The following is a 14,918-nucleotide window of genomic DNA, read 5'->3' as shown; positions in this document are numbered from 1 at the left end:
ATCTCACCCGCCCGGACCCCGCTGAGTCAAGGTTTTGCGTAATGCTTCGCGACCGCGGCGAACGCCTCCTTCGGTTCCCAGTTCAGGCCCGGGTACGCCGTGCCCGAGCGGTCTTCCAGGACCTTCACCAGGCCGAAGCTGGCGAGGTCAAGATCGCCGGGGTAGTTGTAGAGCGCGAACAGGAACACGAACGCACTGTCCACTCCCTCCTCGTCGAAGATTTCCAGCAGCTCGCGCAGATACACCGCCTGCCCGGTTTCGTCGCGCTCGTACTCGCCGTCGATGCGGAGCGGGTCGCCGGTTTCCTTGTCGTACTCGACGATTTCCATGCTCCGCGGCGCGACGTCGCCGGAGCCGCGCCAGGTCGCCGTCCCGAATCCGGTGATCGCGACCGGTTTCCCTTGTGCCACCAGGGTTCGCACACCGTCCCGGAAGATGGGCGCGACCTCGGCGGAGCGGATGAGTTCCACCGTGACGAAGTCGAACCGGCTCCAGTCCACCTGCTCGAACTGGATGCACGCGTAGGTGACCGGGCCGTGGAACCGCTCCCGCACGAGCTTGACGGCGGCGTCGAGGAACGGGTCGAGCGCCTTGCCCACCGCGGCCAGCCGCTCGGCGCGGCCCTCGGGTTCGTCGAGCAGCAGACTGACCCGTTCCGCGACGTCCTCGCCGGGCAGGAAGCCGTGGTTCATCACGCTCAACTCGACGCCGGTCACGAACACGACGTCCGCCCCGGTGGCGCGCAGCCGTTCCGCCCTGGTCGCGCAGTCGGCGAAGAGGTCGAGCATCTCTTCGTGGGTCTGCTCCAGCGGATACGGCGAGAACCAGACCTCCAGCCCCAGGTCGGCCGCCCACCGCGCGGCCCGCTCCAGCCGCTCCGGATCGCCGCCGACGAGATGCACCGCGGTGCAGTGCAGGTCGTCGCGAATGATCGCCAGTTCGCGTTTCACCACCTCCGGTTCGAAGCTCTCCCGCGACGACCGTCCATTGCGGACGAACCCGGTCTCGTACGTCATTCCCTTGCCGCGCATGGCGGTTTCCTCTCGTTCGGGGACGCCGCTCACTCTACGCACAAAACTTGCGCGCACGCAAGTTTGCGTAGACGCACAAAGGCTGCGAGACTGGGTACGTGACCGGATTGCGCGAACGGAAGAAGGAGGCCACCCGCGTCGCACTGCGCGAAGCAGCGCTGCGGCTGGCGCTCGAACACGGGCCGGCGAACGTCCGCGTCGACGACATCGCCGAGGCGGCCGGGGTCTCGCCGCGGACCTACAACAACTACTTCTCCAGCCGCGAGGAAGCGATCGTCGCCGCGGTCACCGCGGATCGCGAAAGCCGGATCGCCGCCGCCGTCACCGAGCGCCTGCCGGAGACCCGGCTGGCGGAGGCGATCGTCGACGCGATCGCTGAGCAGTACACCGATCCCGGCGAGCAGGGTCGCGACGCACTGCTGCTGATCACCACGAATCCCGGGCTGCGCACGGCTTTTCTCGACGCTCCGGCCGCGCTGGAGAACCCGCTGCGGGAAGTGATCGAGACCCGCGTCGGCGACCCGCAGACCGCGCGCGTGCTGGCCGCGTCCGTCGCAGCGGCGGTGCGGGTCGCGTTGGAGCAGTGGACGCAGCCAGCAGGCAACGGTCTGGTCGTGGTGTCCGGGTCGCTGCCGGATCTGTTGCGGCGCATGCTCGAACCGCTCGTTCCGGCACTCGACGCCGCGGAGGCCTGAGGGCTCAGACGTCGATCTTCTCGAAGATGTGCGGGTACGACTCGACCTCGTCGGAAGTCTCCGCCGCCAGTCGCTGGAACTCCGGATTGCCGAACGCGGCGGCGAGCGCCTCGGTCGACTCCCAGACCGCGACGTTCATCAGCAGCCGGCTGCCCGCCGTTCCCCGGTGCATCTGCAGCGAGACGAATCCGGGCTGGGCCTTCATGTACTCGGCCTGCTTCTTGAAGACGGCCAGGAATTCTTCGGTCTTCCCCTCCGGGACGACGAAGGTGTTGGCGAGGACGATCGGTCCGGTCTTCTCCTTGAACTGAGCGAACATCGGCGTGCGCGGGTCAAGGCTCTGCAACTTGGCCATTTCGGCGATTCTCCTTGCGGTTGACTGAATCTAGCGTTGCTAGATGTTGAGGCAACGCTAGCACTGCTGCCGCTCGGTTGTCTAGCAACGCTAGAAATAGGCCAAGCCGGTGAATCCCCGCCCGCTCGGCGTTCAGCTCAGACAATCTCTTCACAACTTTGTGAAAGCTGTGTACCTTCTGAACTATTCAGAGGGGAAGGAGCGACGATGACCCGTCAGGCAGGACTCCCGCTCGAAAGGGGCGCGTGTCCGTTCGATCCGGCGCCGGCCCAGCGCACGCAGGCTCCGGTCGAGCCGCTGACGTATCCGGACGGCACCGAGGGCTGGCTCGTCACTGGCTACCAGGAGGTGCGGGCAGTCCTCTCGGACAAGCGGATGTCCGCGCGAGTAGAGCTGACCAAAGTCCCGATCGACTTCGGCCCGCTGCCGCCGCCGAAACCGGCGGATCCGGGGGTGTTCAGCGGGATGGACGACCCGGACCACCACCGTTATCGCAAGCTGCTGACCGGGGCGTTCACCGTGCACCGGATGCGGAAGCTGGAGGACCGCGTCGCCGAGATCGTCGACGATCATCTCGACGCGATGGCCGCCGCGGACGGTCCGGTCGACCTGGTGGAAGCGTTTGCGCGGCCGGTGCCGTCACTGGTGATCTGCGAACTGCTCGGCGCGCCTTATGAACGCCGCGCCGAATTCGACAGGTTCACCACCACGATGTTCTCCAAGGATGTCCCGATCGCCGAGCGGATGGACGCCACCCAGGGCGTCGTCGCGTTCATCGCCGGGCAGATCGAGGAGAAACGGGCGCAGCCGAGCGACGACCTGCTGTCCGACCTGGTCCGCGGCGGCGGGCTGACCGACGAGGAACTCGCCAACATCGGCATGATGCTGCTGGTCGCCGGATTCGAGACGACCCGCAACATGATCGCGCTCGGAACGCTGGCGCTGCTGGAGAATCCGGAGCAGCTGGCTCGGTTCAAGGCCGATCCGGATCTCACCGCGGGCGCGGTCGAGGAACTGCTGCGCTACCTCAGCGTGATCCACATCGGCCCGATCCGCACCGCGCTCGAAGACGTCGAACTCGGCGGCGTGCCGATCAAGGCGGGCGACCCGATCGTCCTGTCGCTGCCGGTCGCCAACCGGAATCCGGAGAAGTTCCCGAACCCGGACGAGCTGGACGTCACCCGGCGCGCGGCCGGGCAGCTGGCTTTCGGCCACGGCGTGCACCAGTGCCTCGGGCAGCAGCTGGCCAGGGTCGAGATGCGGACCGCCTTGTTCCGGCTGTTCGCGCGCTTCCCGGACCTGCGGCTCGCGGTGCCGTTCGCCGAGGTGGACCTGCCGCACGACGCGTCGATCTACGGCCCGGTGCGGCTGCCGGTGACCTGGTAGCGGGAGTAGCCTGGCAGCGGCGGATCGAACACTGGAATCGAGGTTTTCCGCGCTGTGCATGCGATTGCCCTGATTGACGCCTTCACGTTCGTCTGGTTCGGGATGGTGCTCGCCATCTCGTTCCTGGAAGCTCCGCTGAAGTTCCGCGCACCGGAGGTCACCATCCCGATCGGCCTCGGCATCGGCCGGTTGGTGTTCCGGGCCTTGAACATCGCCGAGATTCTGCTCGCGTTGGGAGTGGTGGTCACGGTTGTGGTCGGGCAGCCCGGGACCGCCGTGACCGTGCTGGCGGCGGTGGCTGTGGTGGTGCTGATCGGGCAACTGGGAGCGGTCCGTCCGGCGTTGAACCGGCGGACGGACCGCGTCCTCGCCGCCCCGGAGGGTACGGAGCTGCCGCGATCTCGGGCGCATTTCGTCTACATCGCAACGGAAACCGTGAAAGTGCTTGTGTTGCTGGCGCTCGGGATCCTGACCGTGGCCGGTTAGCGGCTCACGCGAACCCTTCCAGCTCGGCGATGCGGCGGAACACCTCACGGGTGTCCACCCGCTCCATCTCCGGATCGAGTTCGTAGTACACCGCGAGCACATTCTGCGCGAGCCGGCCGTGCTCGTCGAGGTCCGCGAACCGGCCCAGCGAGATGTCGCGCATCGCCTCCTCCGCGGTCATCCCCCGGCGATGGCGGTCGGCGGCCTCGGCTTGTACCCATTGCAGGTAGTCGAGGACCGAGCGGATGCCGTCGGCGTCGGTGACCGGGCCGTGGCCGGGGACGACGAACTCGGCGTCCATCGCCAGCATCGCGTCGCAGGCGGCGATCCAGTTCGACACCGGTCCCGCCCACGTGATCGGGGTGCCGCCGATGAACAACAGGTCCCCGGCGTACAGCACGCCCTCGTCGGGGACCAGCACGACGCTGTCGCCCTCGGTGTGCGCGGGGCCGAGGCAGCGGATTTCCACTGCTACGCCGCCGATGTCGAGCTTCAGCTGTTCGGCGAACGTCCGGGTCGCCGGGGTCGCGGTGATCGAGTCGAAGTCGAACGGGTGGAGGATGTGCTGGGCGAAACGGCCCAGCGGACCTTCCTGATGCACCAGGCCGCGCATGAGGTCGGGGCCGTTGGTGCGCATTTCTTCCGCCGTGGCAACGGAGGCGATAATCGAGGCGTCCGCGACCAGTTCGTTGCCGAACCAGTGGTCTCCGTTCGCGTGCGTGTTCACGACTGTCTTGATTGGACTGTCCACTGTGGCGCCTTGGAGGCCGGTCAGCATTTCCCGGGTCATCGGCACGTCGAAGAGGGTGTCGACGAGAAGGGATTCTCCGGCCCCGGCGATCAGACCGGCATTGCTCCAGCCCCACGTTCCGTCCGGGACCAGCCATGCCGAGCAGTGTTCAGTGAGCCGATGATGTCCTTTGGTGTAGGGAATGTCTTTGGGCACGGTTACCTCCTAGGGACGTGCACCTCGGGTGCACCTTGATATGAAGCCAATCCCGCACCTTCCGGCGCGATCTGCCGTTGCCCCACCGGGTTTCGCAGCACCCCGACGCCAGACGCGGCAAGTTCCACTACGTCTCCCGGCTGGATCCAGCGGTCCAATTCCCATCCGCATCCGCCGCCGACGGTGCCGAGCCCGAAGAACTCCCCGGGGTAAATGTCCTCGTCCAGCGACGCCCACGCAAGCACCTCGGCGAACGAGAACTGCCGGTCCTTTGTGGATCCAGTGGCCCAGACCTCGCCGTTGACCGTCGCCGACATTTGCACCGCCCATTCGTCGACCTCGTCCATCGTGAGCACGCACGGGCCCATCGCGGTACAGAAGTCTTTCCCTTTGGACGGACCGATTGTCAGGCTCATCTCGAACATCTGGATGTCGCGTGCGCTGACGTCGTTGAAAATCGTGACCCCGGCGATGCGTCCGGCTGCCTCAGCCGGGGTGAGGTTTTTGCCGCCGCCGGAAGTGAAGAAACCAAGCTCGAGTTCAAAGTCGAGCTGCGCGGTGTAAGACGGCCAGAGCAACGGCTCCTCCGGCCCGATCACCGTCTCGACGTTGCCCTTGTAGCAGATCGGCATCGCCTCGAAGGCAGGCGGAACGGCGAGGCCGGATCCCGAGGCGTGCTGGGTGTAGGTCAGGTAGTCGCGAATCCGGCGCGGCCTCGGCACCGGGGCGAGCAGCCGGACTTCCTCTTGCGGAAGCACTGCCGGATGACCTTCGTCGATCAACGAGTCGCCTTTTTCGGCCGCTGCGTCGGCGAGCTGAAGCGCCTGTTCAGCCCTGCCGCGCGCCTCCGCCCCACCCTCGAAGAAGGCGACCATCTCGGTCGGGACTTCGGTTCCGGCCTTCGCCGCCCGCAAGACCCGCGCCGGATCCACCACGACGTCGCCATGCAGCACCCCAAGCCGGGCCGCGCCCGCGGATTCGTAGGTGACCAGCCGCATCGCCGCCTCCTTGAACTGGAGTATAAGTTTGGACTTGCGTCTAACTTAGGCCGCGACGTTAGTAGCGTCAAGGGCGTCGTTCAGCAGGCACCGGGAGGAAATGATGGTTGACTGCGAGACATGACAGCAGAAGCGACGGGCGATCGGCGGACCAGGCAGCGACACGAACGCCGGGACCGGCTGTTCCAGGCGGCCGTGGAGCTGTTCGTGGAACGCGGCTACGACAACACGACGATGGAGGACATCGCCGAACGCGCCGACACCGCGCGCGCCACCGTGTTCAACCACTTCCAGCGCAAGACCGCGTTCCTCGACGAGTGGAGCCTGCGGCGACGGGAACGCGCGATGACCGCGGTACGCGCCGAAAACCTGGAGGACCGGCCGCTGCGCGAGGTGCTCAGCCGGTACCTGATCGAACTGGCGCGCAACAGCCTCGACTCCCGAGCCGAGACGATCGCCTGCATGGGCGCGGCGATCCACTCCACCAACGTGTTCGGCAATCCGCGACTGGCCCGTGAATTCGGCACGTTCGTCGCACGGGCGCAGGAAGCCGGGGAGATCCGCGCGGACATCGATCCGGCGCAGGCCGGGTTGCTGCTGGCTACGTCTTATTTCGGGACGCTGAGCTCGTGGATCGAGAGCGAGGATGCTCCGTTTGATTTGCAGGAGCATTTGCTGAACATGGTGGAAATGATCTTGCGGGGGATCGCGGTTCGGTAGCTGCTCGTGAGTCAGGTCGCGGGGAGCATCAGCATCGAGCCGTCTTCCCAGTACAAGCTCGCCGGAGAGGGGCTCCACTGCGGGCGATCCGAACCTCGGCCGCTCCATACGACGGTCGGTTCCGCGTTGGGGCCAGTCAGTTCGGCGATCGCCAGCTGGGTTTGTCCTCGGACTACGGCGATTTCACCGGAGTGCGGTTTCAGCGCTTCAGCTACCCGGTAGGCCTGTCCGGTCGCCGGGCCGCTCGGTATCGCGGCATGTCGTTTCGGGCCTTGCCGTTTGAAAAGCCGGGTCAGGCCCCAGATCGCGACAAAGGGCCAGGTGATGGCGGAGAACACTTCGACGAGCATCTCCCCGATCTCGGCTAGGCACCCACCAGGACCGTCCGCTCGTGCGTCGCGCTCCCGTTTGCCTCGACGGTCCCGTCGTGAACCGACCGTGACCCGGCCCATTCCGGAGACCTGCACCGGCTCGCGCCAGGCTGCTTCGAAGTGCTGCTGCGCCTGCGTGATCAGGTGCTGGTCCATTAAGCCGAAATACTAGCGCCGAATCCCCGCGATCCCGGACAACAACTCGCCCATATCGACCACCACCCGCGATGCGCCGCCGTCCAGTGGCACCGCCGTGATCCGGCCGCCGAGGTCGGATACGTAAGCGACTTCGTCATCCACCGCCAGCCCAATCGCCTCAGTGAATCCGCTTGCCAAAATCTCCGGCTCAGCGCCCTTCTCCCCCGGCCCGGGAAGCGGGGCGCGGTTCAGCGTGTTGCCCTTCGGAGCCGCGCCACGGTCGGTCCAATACAGGTACCCGCCATGGATTTCCAGGTCGATCGGTTCCGGCAGGTGGTCCCACAGGGTCTCCACATCGGACCGGTCGCGGGCGGTCTCCCCGGAAGGAATCTCCAGCCCAGCACGGAAAATCCGGCCGACACCGCCCTTGGCCGGACCCTTTTGCGTCCAGTAAAGGTGTGTCGAGTCCACAGTGACGCCGACGCATTCCTGCATCCCGCTATCGTCCGGCTCGTTCACGATCAGATCCGTGAGGCCGGTCCCATCCGGACGCACACGGGTGATTCGATAACCCTCCCGATCGCCCCAGTACAGGGAACCGTTGTACGCCAACTGTTTCCCGGTAGTCAGAGTTCCATTCGGGACCACATCGCGCGCACCGGTGCCGTCGGAAGACACCGCGTGCAGGCCACCGTTGCGAGCCGAGTAGTCCAGGCCAGCTTCGCCCGGCACGGAAGGGTCGCGCGTAGGCATGCCCATGGTGGTCCAGTAAACAGTCCCGTCGGCGACCACAACGCCATCCGGCGAGACACCAGCATCTTTGTACAGCGGGGTAACCTGCCCGTCGGGAAGTCCGACGCGGTAAATCGTCCCGGTGCGAATGCCCAGCACTACCAGTTCGCTGAACATGTCACCTCCACTCTGGACGGTGCGATCCCCTCGGGATCAACGGATTCGTGTAATAGCCCGGAGTTTCTGACATCCGGATCTGTTCGGTGACGCCGCGATACCGACCGAGCGGGGTGTCCGCGGTGAAGGTCTCGGGGTCGAAGTACTCGTGTCCGGGAGCGACACCGGCGACCTCCGCCGCGTAGCCCTTGTCGAAGATTCCCAGGCTCAGCAACCACAAGGCGACGCGAGTCAGCGAAACCTGCACTCGATAAGAACCGCCCCATTCCGCGCGGAGCATGAGGGCGCGCAGGATTCCCAACTGCAGGAACCATGAAGTGATGTAGTCGTTCACCACCGGTACCCCGGGCAGCGACGGGACTCCGCCCTCGCCTTCCAGCAGCATGACGCCGGACAGGCAACCGGCGGTCTGGTCGAAGCCGACTCGGCCGGACCACGGGCCGGTGCTGCCGTTGAGTGTCACTTCGGCGTGGATGATCCCAGGACGGATTTCGGCGGCGGTTTCCGCGTCGAGGCCGTGGCGCGCGAGGTATCCCGGGCGGCGGTTGGCGTAGAAGATGTCGGCACCGGTGAGCAACCAGTGCATTCGCTCCTGGTCGGCGGCGCGGCGGAAGTCGAGGCGGGTGGAGCGAACGCCCACATTGGACGTCGCATAAAGCAGCGGCAGTTCGTATTCGCCCGGATCCCATACGTTCAGCACGTCCGCGCCGTGCAACGCCAGTGCACGGCCGCAGCCAGCGCCCGCGATGATGTGTGCCCGGCCCAGTGCACGGATTCCTTCGAGCGGCGTAGAAGGGTTGGGGTGCAACGGTTCCGGCGGGCTGTCGCCGATCCGCTCGACGATCACCGGCGGCATCGTCGACAGCACCGACTGGTACTGCTCGGTGGCCATCAGCTCTTCGGTCGTGCGCACCACCGGCATGATGACGCCCGCAGCCTCGGCGGCGTCCTCCAGCTCGAACGAGTTCCACTGCGAGATCGCCTGCTGCACCAAGGCATCCCGCTCCGGAACGCCGAGCAGGGCGGCCGCGTCGTTGCGCAGTTTCGGGTACGGGCTGATCGGGTGCACCCAGCGTCCGTCCGAAGTGGAGTAGAAGCGATCCGTTCCGAAGGCCGGATCGACGCGCGCCGGGTCGCCTTGCGGGTAGCCGTCGAGCAGTTCCCATTTCTTGTCGTAGAACGGGCACAAGCGGTGCGGCGCGGTCCGCAGGTCCATCGAGATGTCCTGACCGCGTCCGCCGCGCAGTTGCCAGATCTTCGCCACCGCAACGGATTTCGCCGCCAGCGCGATGGACGTCGCCCCGGCCAGGCGCAGTGCGCCCGGCAGGATCGGGTCGGCTCCGGTGAATTCGATCCGGCCGCCGGCGTCGGATTCTTGCAGGCCGACCGAGCCGAGCAGATCAGCCAGCGGCTGGTGCAGGTCGTACTCGTCGGTGGTGGCTGGTTTGGCGAGCGCGGCTTCGAGATGCTCGGTGAGAGTCATTCCTTCTCCAGCGCGTCCAGCAGCGCGCGAGTCCGACTGTCTCGCGCTTCGACCCGCGCCGAGTAAGTGTCCGCGGTGCCGTAAGTCTGTTCGACCTCGTCGATCACCGCGTCGAGGTGTTCCCGGTCCGGGCGGCCGATCTCGAACTTCATCTGCGAGCCGACGTGGGTCACCAGGTGCCGGATTCCGTCCGGACCGCCGCCGAGATGCATGCTCTCGAACGGCCCGATGGTCGCCCACCGCGGCCCGAGCGAGGCCTTGACCAGCTCGTCCAGATCCGCCGCGGAAATCACGCCCTGCTGCACGAGGTACATCGCCTGGTCGTTGAAGACCTTCTGCAGCCGGTTCCCGACGAAGCCGGGCACTTCCTTCTTCAGCGTGATCGGCTTCTTGCCCAATCCCCGGTAGACCTCGACGGCCTTCGCCACGGTCTCCGAAGAGGTCGAAACCCCGGGCACCACCTCGACCAGCGGCATCAGTTCGGGCGGGTTGAACGGGTGCCCGATCACGATCCGCGAGGCCGCGCTGTTGCCCTCGGCGATCACCGAGGGCAACAGCGACGAGGAGGAGGACGCCAGTACTACGTCGTCGCGCGTGGCGGCGGCGAGCGTCGCGAACATTTCCCGCTTCAGCTCGATCCGCTCCGGGCCTGACTCCTGGACGAAGTCGGCCCCTTCAGCGGCTTCCGCGAGGTCCGCGACTGCCGTGGCGGGCAGCCCGGCGAGGTCTCGAGCGACGATCTCCCGCAGGTCAGGGCGCGGATCGGTGACTCGCACCGTCCAGCCCGCCTCGGCGAAGAGCCGAGCCCACGACACTCCGATGACCCCAGCGCCGACGATCGCGACGACCGGCATGGCGCACTCCTTTCTCAGGCGGTGACCGCGTCCGCGTTGTTGAGCAGCGCGCTCGGCGGCGTCAGCAACGCGTCCGACGCTAGCGCGCGGCGCCGGGCCGCGCTCACTCCGCCGTAACTCTCCGTAATGGCAATCAGCCGCGCCGCGTGATGCGCGACCTCTGATTCGTAAGTCATCCCGATGCCGCCGTGCAGCTGGACAATCTCCTCGGCGGTAGCGGTCGCGGCGTCGGACACGAACACGAACGCGTCGTCAGCCACGGCGTCGAGGTCCACTGTGGACGCACCCTTGTCGTACGCCTCGACCGTCGCGGTGGCCCACAGCGCCAGCGAACGAGCCAGCTCGACCTTCGCGTACAGATCGGCGGCACGGTGCACGAGCGCCTGGAACGCCGCCAGCGGAACACCGAACTGCTTGCGGGTCTTGAGGTATTCGACGGTCATCGCGAGCCCGGTCTCCATGAGGCCGATCGCCTCGCCGGTGACCGCGATCCGCGCCCGCGAGAACGCGCGACGCAACGCAGCCAGGGCGTCGGAGTCCGCGGTGCCGAGCAGAACCGCTGGCGTACCAGCGAATTCGACCTGCGACGTGTGACCCCAGTCGGCGGCCCGGCCGTCGACCCGAGTGATGCCCTCAGCAGTCGCCTCGACCAGGTACACCCCGGTACGGCCGTTCTCGTCGACCGCGGTGACCAGGAACTTGTCGGCCTGATCAGCGTTGCGCACCGGCGATTTCACGCCAGTAAGCGCGGAACCGGCCGCTGACACCGACGGCGCGACGCCCCACGGACGTCCCGGCTCGGCGTGCGCGACCGCGATCGTGGTGCCACCGGCGGCGAGCACCGGCAGCAGCGCCTTGACCTGGTCGTCGGTGCCCAGTTCGGTGATGATCCACGACGGCAGGAACACACCGTCGAGCAGCGGTTCCGCCGCCGCGTGCTTGCCCATCGCCTCCAGCGTCGCGTAGACCTCGACCGGGCCGGCGTCGGCGCCGTCGTGGTCGCCGGAGATCGGGAGACCGGCGAGACCCAGCTCGCCGAGGGTGTTCCAGACCTGGTCGTTCCAGCCGAGTTCGCTGCTCGTCGCGGCCGCGCGGCCGCCTGCCGGGTAGCCGCGGCCGACCGCCGTGTCGACGGTCTCGAACAGCAGCTTCTGGTCTTCGTTGAATTCGAGGTTCATGAGTCGCCGTCCCTTACAGACCGAGGATCGTCTTCGCGATGACGCCGCGCTGGATTTCGTTGGAGCCGCCGAAAATCGACAGCTTCCGCTGGTTCAGGTACTGCGCCGCGGCCACCACGGCGGCCTCGTCGGCCTTCACCGGCGATTCGGTGTCCAGCAGCATGCCGTCGGAACCGGCCGCGCGCATGCGCAGCTTCGTGAGCGCCTGCAGAGCCTGCGTGCCCTCCATCTTCAGCAGCGACGACACCGGGCTCGGCTGCCCGTTTTCCGACGCGGCGGTGACCCGCATCTGGGTTGCTTCGAGCGCGAGCAGCGTGGTCTTCGCGGTGTGCATGGCCGCGCGGAACTCCGCGTCGTCCGCGAGCGGACCGTCCTCTGTGGGCAGATCGGCGGCCGCGGCGGCGAGATCGGCGAAGATCCGCTGTCCGGTGCCGACCTGGGCGATGCCGTTGCGCTCGTTGCCGAGCAGGAACTTCGCGTACGTCCAGCCCTTGTTCTCCTCGCCGACCAGGTTCTCCGCCGGGATCACCACGTTGTCGAAGAAGAACTCGTTGACCTCGGCGGAACCGTCGACCAGCTTGATCGGACGGCGCTCGATGCCCGGCGTGTTGAGGTCCAGCAGCAGGAAGGACAGGCCCTGCTGCTTGCGCGGCGCGTCCGGGTTGGTCCGGGCGAGCACGAACATCCAGTCGCCGTACTGGCCGAGCGTGGTCCAGGTCTTCTGTCCATTGAGGACGTAGTGATCGCCCTCAAGACGAGCGGTGGTGCGCAACCCGGCGAGGTCCGAACCGGCCTCCGGCTCGGAGAAGCCCTGCGACCACCAGATGTCGAGATTCGCGGTGGCCGGGAGGAACTTCTGCTTCTGCTCCTCGCTGCCGAACTCGGCGATGATCGGGCCGACCATGCTCGCGTTGAAGGCGAGCGGCTGCGGCACCGCGTTGCGCTGCAGTTCGGAGGCGTAGATGTGGGACTGCGTCGGAGTCCAGTCCTGGCCGCCCCATTGCGTCGGCCAGTGCGGCACCGCGAGACCGTGCTCGTTCAGAATCCGCTGGCTCGTGACGATGTCGTCGCGCGTGATCAGGCCGAGCGCTGAACGCTTGCGGATTTCCTCCGGAATCGCGCCGAGGAACACCTCCCGCAATCCGTCGCGGAACGCGAGGTCCTCTTGAGACAGTTCGAGATCCATCGATCAAACCCCTTCAGTGGTGCGTACGGCTCCGACGACTTCGGCGGTGCTCGCTCCGGCGCGTTCGGCGTGCCTGCGGAACCCGGCCGGGGTCCGCGAGAAATGCAGCGGGCTCTCCACGACGCGGATCGTGCCCTCGGTCGGGTGTTCCCGCTCGGTGATCAGCCCGACTTCCTGAACGTACGGGTCGGTCGGCAGGTCGGCGATGTCGACGACGACCGCGTACGGAACGTCGTGGGCGGTCAGGTACTCCTCCCACTCCGCAGTGGTGCGGCTGGCGGAGTTGGCCAAGACCTTCTCCACCCCCGCGGTGAAAATCTCCCGGTCGATCACCGGGGAGTCCCAAGCCGGATCGGCCGCGGCGTCGTCAAGGCCGGCGCCGATCAGCAGCGTCCGCACGGCGTCGTTGGTGTAGGGCACCGCGGCGATCGCGCCGCCGTCGGCCGTGCGCATCGCGGCGTGCGTATCGCTGAGCGAAAGCGGGTTGCCGACGTCGCCCGCGGCCGGGACGAAGACGTCGCCGGCCAGGTGCTCGACCAGATTGACCGCGATCATCGCGTCGGCCATCGCCAGTTCGACCTGCTGGCCCTTGCCGGTGCGCTGCTGGTCGAAGAGCGCGGCGAGCACGCCGTTGAGCAGGTACAGCGCGGCGGTCTTGTCGGCGATGAAGGTCGGGACGAACTGCAGCGTGCCGCCTGCCCGGTCCTGCAGGCTGACCAGGCCGGACGTGGCCTGGATGACCTCGTCGTAGGCGGGCCGGTTGGCGCGCGACGAGCCGGGCGCGAAACCCTGCGCGTGGGCGTAGACGAGGCGGGGGAAGCGTTCGCGCAGCTGCTCGTAGCCGAGGCCGAGCCGGTCGAGCGCGGCGGCGCGCATGTTGGTGACGAGGACGTCGGCGTCGGCGAGCAGGGCGAAGAGGTCTTCGCGGCCGGCGGGGTCCTTGAGGTCGAGTTCGATGCTGCGTTTGTTCTGGTTGACCTGCATGTACAGCGGGGCCATCCCGGGCGTGCGGCCGGTGTTGGCCGGCGAGTGCCGGGCGACGTCGCGCAGCGGTTCGACCCGGATCACGTCGGCGCCGAAGTCGCCGAGGATCTGCGTGGCGTACGGGCCCATCACCGCGGACGACAGGTCGAGCACCTTAACCCCGGAAAGCGGTCCGGTGGCATCCATCTTCGCGGTCCTCCCGTTGACGATCTTTGCTTCGCCACTGACGCTAAGCGCTTGCTCACCAGAAGGGAATGACCGAGTGCATCAGATCGGTATGACCACGGTGATAACACCGTGGGTACGCTGCTCAGCGTGGAGATCCACCACCTGCGGTACTTCCTCGCGGTCGCGCGCGAGCTGAACTTCACCCGTGCGGCGCGGGCGTTGAACATGTCCGTGCCGCCGCTCAGCCAGCGCATTCGCGACCTCGAACGCGAGCTGGGCGAGCCGCTGTTCGACCGCTCCACCCACCACACGCGACTGTCCGAGGCGGGAGAAGCGCTGCTGCCGCTCGCCGAATCGGTCGTTTCGGGCTTCGACGCGATTCCGGCCCGGATGCGCACCCGCGACCAGCGCGCCGACGTCCGCCTCGCCATCCCCGACGTGCTCAACCCCGCGCACCGCCGCCAGCTCAGCGAATCGATCCGGGCGCTGGACGGCTCCTACCGGTTCACGCTGCGGCAGATGCCGTCGCTCGGGATGGAGTCGGCACTGCTCAGCAGCTCGCTCGACCTCGCCGTCTCGCACCTGGGCACTTCCGACGACCGGCTGTCCACCATCGTCCTTTACCGCGAGCCGCTCGGTGCCGTGGTGGACGCGTCGCGGTTCCCCGACCGCACCTCGCTCACCCTCGCTGACCTGCGGGGATTCCAGTATCTGCAGGGCCCGCGGCACTGGGATCTCGGCTCCCGGCGCGCGGAGCAACTCGCCGCACAGGGCGTGCTGGTCGATCCGGAGGCACAGTTCTCCGACGTCAGCGGGCTGTTGATCTTCTTGCGCAGCACCAAAAGCTTCACCCTCGCGCCGGTCGAATCCGCGACGGCGCTGGCACTGGACCCGAACGAATGCGCGGTCCTGCCGATCGACGATCTGGTCGCCACGCTCACCACGTTCCTGATCCGGCGCACCGCCGACACGCGGCTGGACCCGGTGGTCGAGGTGCTGCGGCACGCCCGCGTACCCGACTGACCTCGAC

Annotated in this window: 16 protein-coding genes; 5 read left to right on the top strand and 11 right to left on the bottom strand. The window is 67.2% G+C overall.

Annotated elements, in window-relative coordinates; genetic code table 11:
- Nucleotides 1–26 precede the first annotated feature (26 nt).
- Nucleotides 27–1,031: a hypothetical protein gene (locus AB5I40_RS31895; RefSeq protein WP_370940653.1), complete on the bottom strand. Its 1,005-nt coding sequence runs from the start codon at nt 1,029–1,031 to the stop codon at nt 27–29.
- A 98-nt stretch (nt 1,032–1,129) separates the two neighbouring features.
- Between AB5I40_RS31895 and AB5I40_RS31890 the strand changes: the two genes are divergently transcribed.
- Nucleotides 1,130–1,726, top strand: a complete 597-nt coding sequence (locus tag AB5I40_RS31890) for a TetR/AcrR family transcriptional regulator (RefSeq protein WP_370933922.1) — start codon at nt 1,130–1,132, stop codon at nt 1,724–1,726.
- 4 nt (nt 1,727–1,730) lie between these two features.
- Here the strand turns inward: AB5I40_RS31890 and AB5I40_RS31885 are convergent, their stop codons facing one another.
- Nucleotides 1,731–2,081, bottom strand: coding sequence for an antibiotic biosynthesis monooxygenase (locus AB5I40_RS31885; RefSeq protein ID WP_370933921.1), 351 nt, complete (start codon nt 2,079–2,081; stop codon nt 1,731–1,733).
- 207 nt (nt 2,082–2,288) lie between these two features.
- Here AB5I40_RS31885 and AB5I40_RS31880 point away from each other — a divergent pair, with 207 nt between their 5' ends.
- Both AB5I40_RS31880 and AB5I40_RS31875 read left to right on the top strand, forming a co-directional pair.
- Nucleotides 2,289–3,467: a cytochrome P450 gene (locus AB5I40_RS31880; protein ID WP_370933920.1), complete on the top strand. Its 1,179-nt coding sequence runs from the start codon at nt 2,289–2,291 to the stop codon at nt 3,465–3,467.
- Nucleotides 3,468–3,569: 102 nt separating this feature from the next.
- Nucleotides 3,570–3,953 carry a hypothetical protein gene (locus AB5I40_RS31875; RefSeq protein ID WP_370940652.1) on the top strand — a complete coding sequence of 128 codons (384 nt, stop codon included), beginning with the start codon at nt 3,570–3,572 and terminating at the stop codon, nt 3,951–3,953.
- Nucleotides 3,954–3,957: 4 nt separating this feature from the next.
- Here the strand turns inward: AB5I40_RS31875 and AB5I40_RS31870 are convergent, their stop codons facing one another.
- Complete coding sequence (locus AB5I40_RS31870; protein WP_370933919.1) at nt 3,958–4,899, bottom strand: MBL fold metallo-hydrolase; 942 nt, start codon at nt 4,897–4,899, stop codon at nt 3,958–3,960.
- Between the two features lie 2 nt (nt 4,900–4,901).
- Nucleotides 4,902–5,897 carry a fumarylacetoacetate hydrolase family protein gene (locus AB5I40_RS31865; protein ID WP_370933918.1) on the bottom strand — a complete coding sequence of 332 codons (996 nt, stop codon included), beginning with the start codon at nt 5,895–5,897 and terminating at the stop codon, nt 4,902–4,904.
- A gap of 120 nt (nt 5,898–6,017) precedes the next feature.
- Between AB5I40_RS31865 and AB5I40_RS31860 the strand changes: the two genes are divergently transcribed.
- The gene (locus AB5I40_RS31860; RefSeq protein ID WP_370933917.1) at nt 6,018–6,617 is read left to right on the top strand and encodes a TetR/AcrR family transcriptional regulator; all 600 of its coding nucleotides are present in this window, start codon (nt 6,018–6,020) and stop codon (nt 6,615–6,617) included.
- Nucleotides 6,618–6,628: 11 nt separating this feature from the next.
- On the opposite strand, the gene AB5I40_RS31855 is transcribed toward AB5I40_RS31860, so the two are convergent.
- From AB5I40_RS31855 to AB5I40_RS31825, 7 genes are read right to left on the bottom strand one after another with little or no spacing between them, the layout of a single operon-like run.
- On the bottom strand, nt 6,629–7,144 hold the full coding sequence (locus tag AB5I40_RS31855; protein ID WP_370933916.1) for a hypothetical protein: 516 nt from the start codon (nt 7,142–7,144) through the stop codon (nt 6,629–6,631).
- A gap of 12 nt (nt 7,145–7,156) precedes the next feature.
- On the bottom strand, nt 7,157–8,035 hold the full coding sequence (locus tag AB5I40_RS31850; RefSeq protein ID WP_370933915.1) for a hypothetical protein: 879 nt from the start codon (nt 8,033–8,035) through the stop codon (nt 7,157–7,159).
- 1 nt (nt 8,036) lies between these two features.
- Nucleotides 8,037–9,518, bottom strand: a complete 1,482-nt coding sequence (locus tag AB5I40_RS31845; RefSeq protein ID WP_370933914.1) for a CoA transferase — start codon at nt 9,516–9,518, stop codon at nt 8,037–8,039.
- A complete protein-coding gene (locus tag AB5I40_RS31840; RefSeq protein WP_370933913.1) occupies nt 9,515–10,372 on the bottom strand; it encodes a 3-hydroxyacyl-CoA dehydrogenase NAD-binding domain-containing protein in 858 nt (285 codons plus the stop codon). Before AB5I40_RS31840 ends, AB5I40_RS31845 begins: the two co-directional genes overlap by 4 nt.
- Before the next feature lie 14 nt (nt 10,373–10,386).
- Complete coding sequence (locus tag AB5I40_RS31835; RefSeq protein ID WP_370933912.1) at nt 10,387–11,550, bottom strand: acyl-CoA dehydrogenase family protein; 1,164 nt, start codon at nt 11,548–11,550, stop codon at nt 10,387–10,389.
- 13 nt (nt 11,551–11,563) lie between these two features.
- Nucleotides 11,564–12,736 carry an acyl-CoA dehydrogenase family protein gene (locus AB5I40_RS31830; protein ID WP_370933911.1) on the bottom strand — a complete coding sequence of 391 codons (1,173 nt, stop codon included), beginning with the start codon at nt 12,734–12,736 and terminating at the stop codon, nt 11,564–11,566.
- Between the two features lie 3 nt (nt 12,737–12,739).
- Nucleotides 12,740–13,906 carry a CaiB/BaiF CoA-transferase family protein gene (locus AB5I40_RS31825; protein ID WP_134729335.1) on the bottom strand — a complete coding sequence of 389 codons (1,167 nt, stop codon included), beginning with the start codon at nt 13,904–13,906 and terminating at the stop codon, nt 12,740–12,742.
- A 129-nt stretch (nt 13,907–14,035) separates the two neighbouring features.
- On the opposite strand from AB5I40_RS31825, the gene AB5I40_RS31820 reads away from it, so the two are divergent.
- Nucleotides 14,036–14,911, top strand: a complete 876-nt coding sequence (locus tag AB5I40_RS31820; protein ID WP_370933910.1) for a LysR family transcriptional regulator — start codon at nt 14,036–14,038, stop codon at nt 14,909–14,911.
- The last annotated feature ends 7 nt before the right edge of the window (nt 14,912–14,918 follow it).

It is taken from the genome of Amycolatopsis sp. cg13, assembly GCF_041346965.1.
Classification (GTDB): domain Bacteria; phylum Actinomycetota; class Actinomycetes; order Mycobacteriales; family Pseudonocardiaceae; genus Amycolatopsis.
Note: the sequence above shows the minus strand (reverse complement) of the source record. Positions and strands in the feature narration are given on the sequence as shown.

Bases quoted from the DNA above. Each gene is read 5' to 3' on its own strand.
- AB5I40_RS31880 (WP_370933920.1), top strand. From the start codon at position 2,289: ATGACCCGTCAGGCAGGACTCCCGCTCGAAAGGGGCGCGTGTCCGTTC.
- AB5I40_RS31855 (WP_370933916.1), bottom strand. From the start codon at position 7,144: ATGGACCAGCACCTGATCACGCAGGCGCAGCAGCACTTCGAAGCAGCC.
- AB5I40_RS31885 (WP_370933921.1), bottom strand. From the start codon at position 2,081: ATGGCCAAGTTGCAGAGCCTTGACCCGCGCACGCCGATGTTCGCTCAG.
- AB5I40_RS31825 (WP_134729335.1), bottom strand. From the start codon at position 13,906: ATGGATGCCACCGGACCGCTTTCCGGGGTTAAGGTGCTCGACCTGTCG.
- AB5I40_RS31875 (WP_370940652.1), top strand. From the start codon at position 3,570: ATGGTGCTCGCCATCTCGTTCCTGGAAGCTCCGCTGAAGTTCCGCGCA.
- AB5I40_RS31865 (WP_370933918.1), bottom strand. From the start codon at position 5,897: ATGCGGCTGGTCACCTACGAATCCGCGGGCGCGGCCCGGCTTGGGGTG.
- AB5I40_RS31830 (WP_370933911.1), bottom strand. From the start codon at position 12,736: ATGGATCTCGAACTGTCTCAAGAGGACCTCGCGTTCCGCGACGGATTG.
- AB5I40_RS31840 (WP_370933913.1), bottom strand. From the start codon at position 10,372: ATGCCGGTCGTCGCGATCGTCGGCGCTGGGGTCATCGGAGTGTCGTGG.
- AB5I40_RS31860 (WP_370933917.1), top strand. From the start codon at position 6,018: ATGACAGCAGAAGCGACGGGCGATCGGCGGACCAGGCAGCGACACGAA.
- AB5I40_RS31895 (WP_370940653.1), bottom strand. From the start codon at position 1,031: ATGCGCGGCAAGGGAATGACGTACGAGACCGGGTTCGTCCGCAATGGA.
- AB5I40_RS31850 (WP_370933915.1), bottom strand. From the start codon at position 8,035: ATGTTCAGCGAACTGGTAGTGCTGGGCATTCGCACCGGGACGATTTAC.
- AB5I40_RS31845 (WP_370933914.1), bottom strand. From the start codon at position 9,518: ATGACTCTCACCGAGCATCTCGAAGCCGCGCTCGCCAAACCAGCCACC.
- AB5I40_RS31835 (WP_370933912.1), bottom strand. From the start codon at position 11,550: ATGAACCTCGAATTCAACGAAGACCAGAAGCTGCTGTTCGAGACCGTC.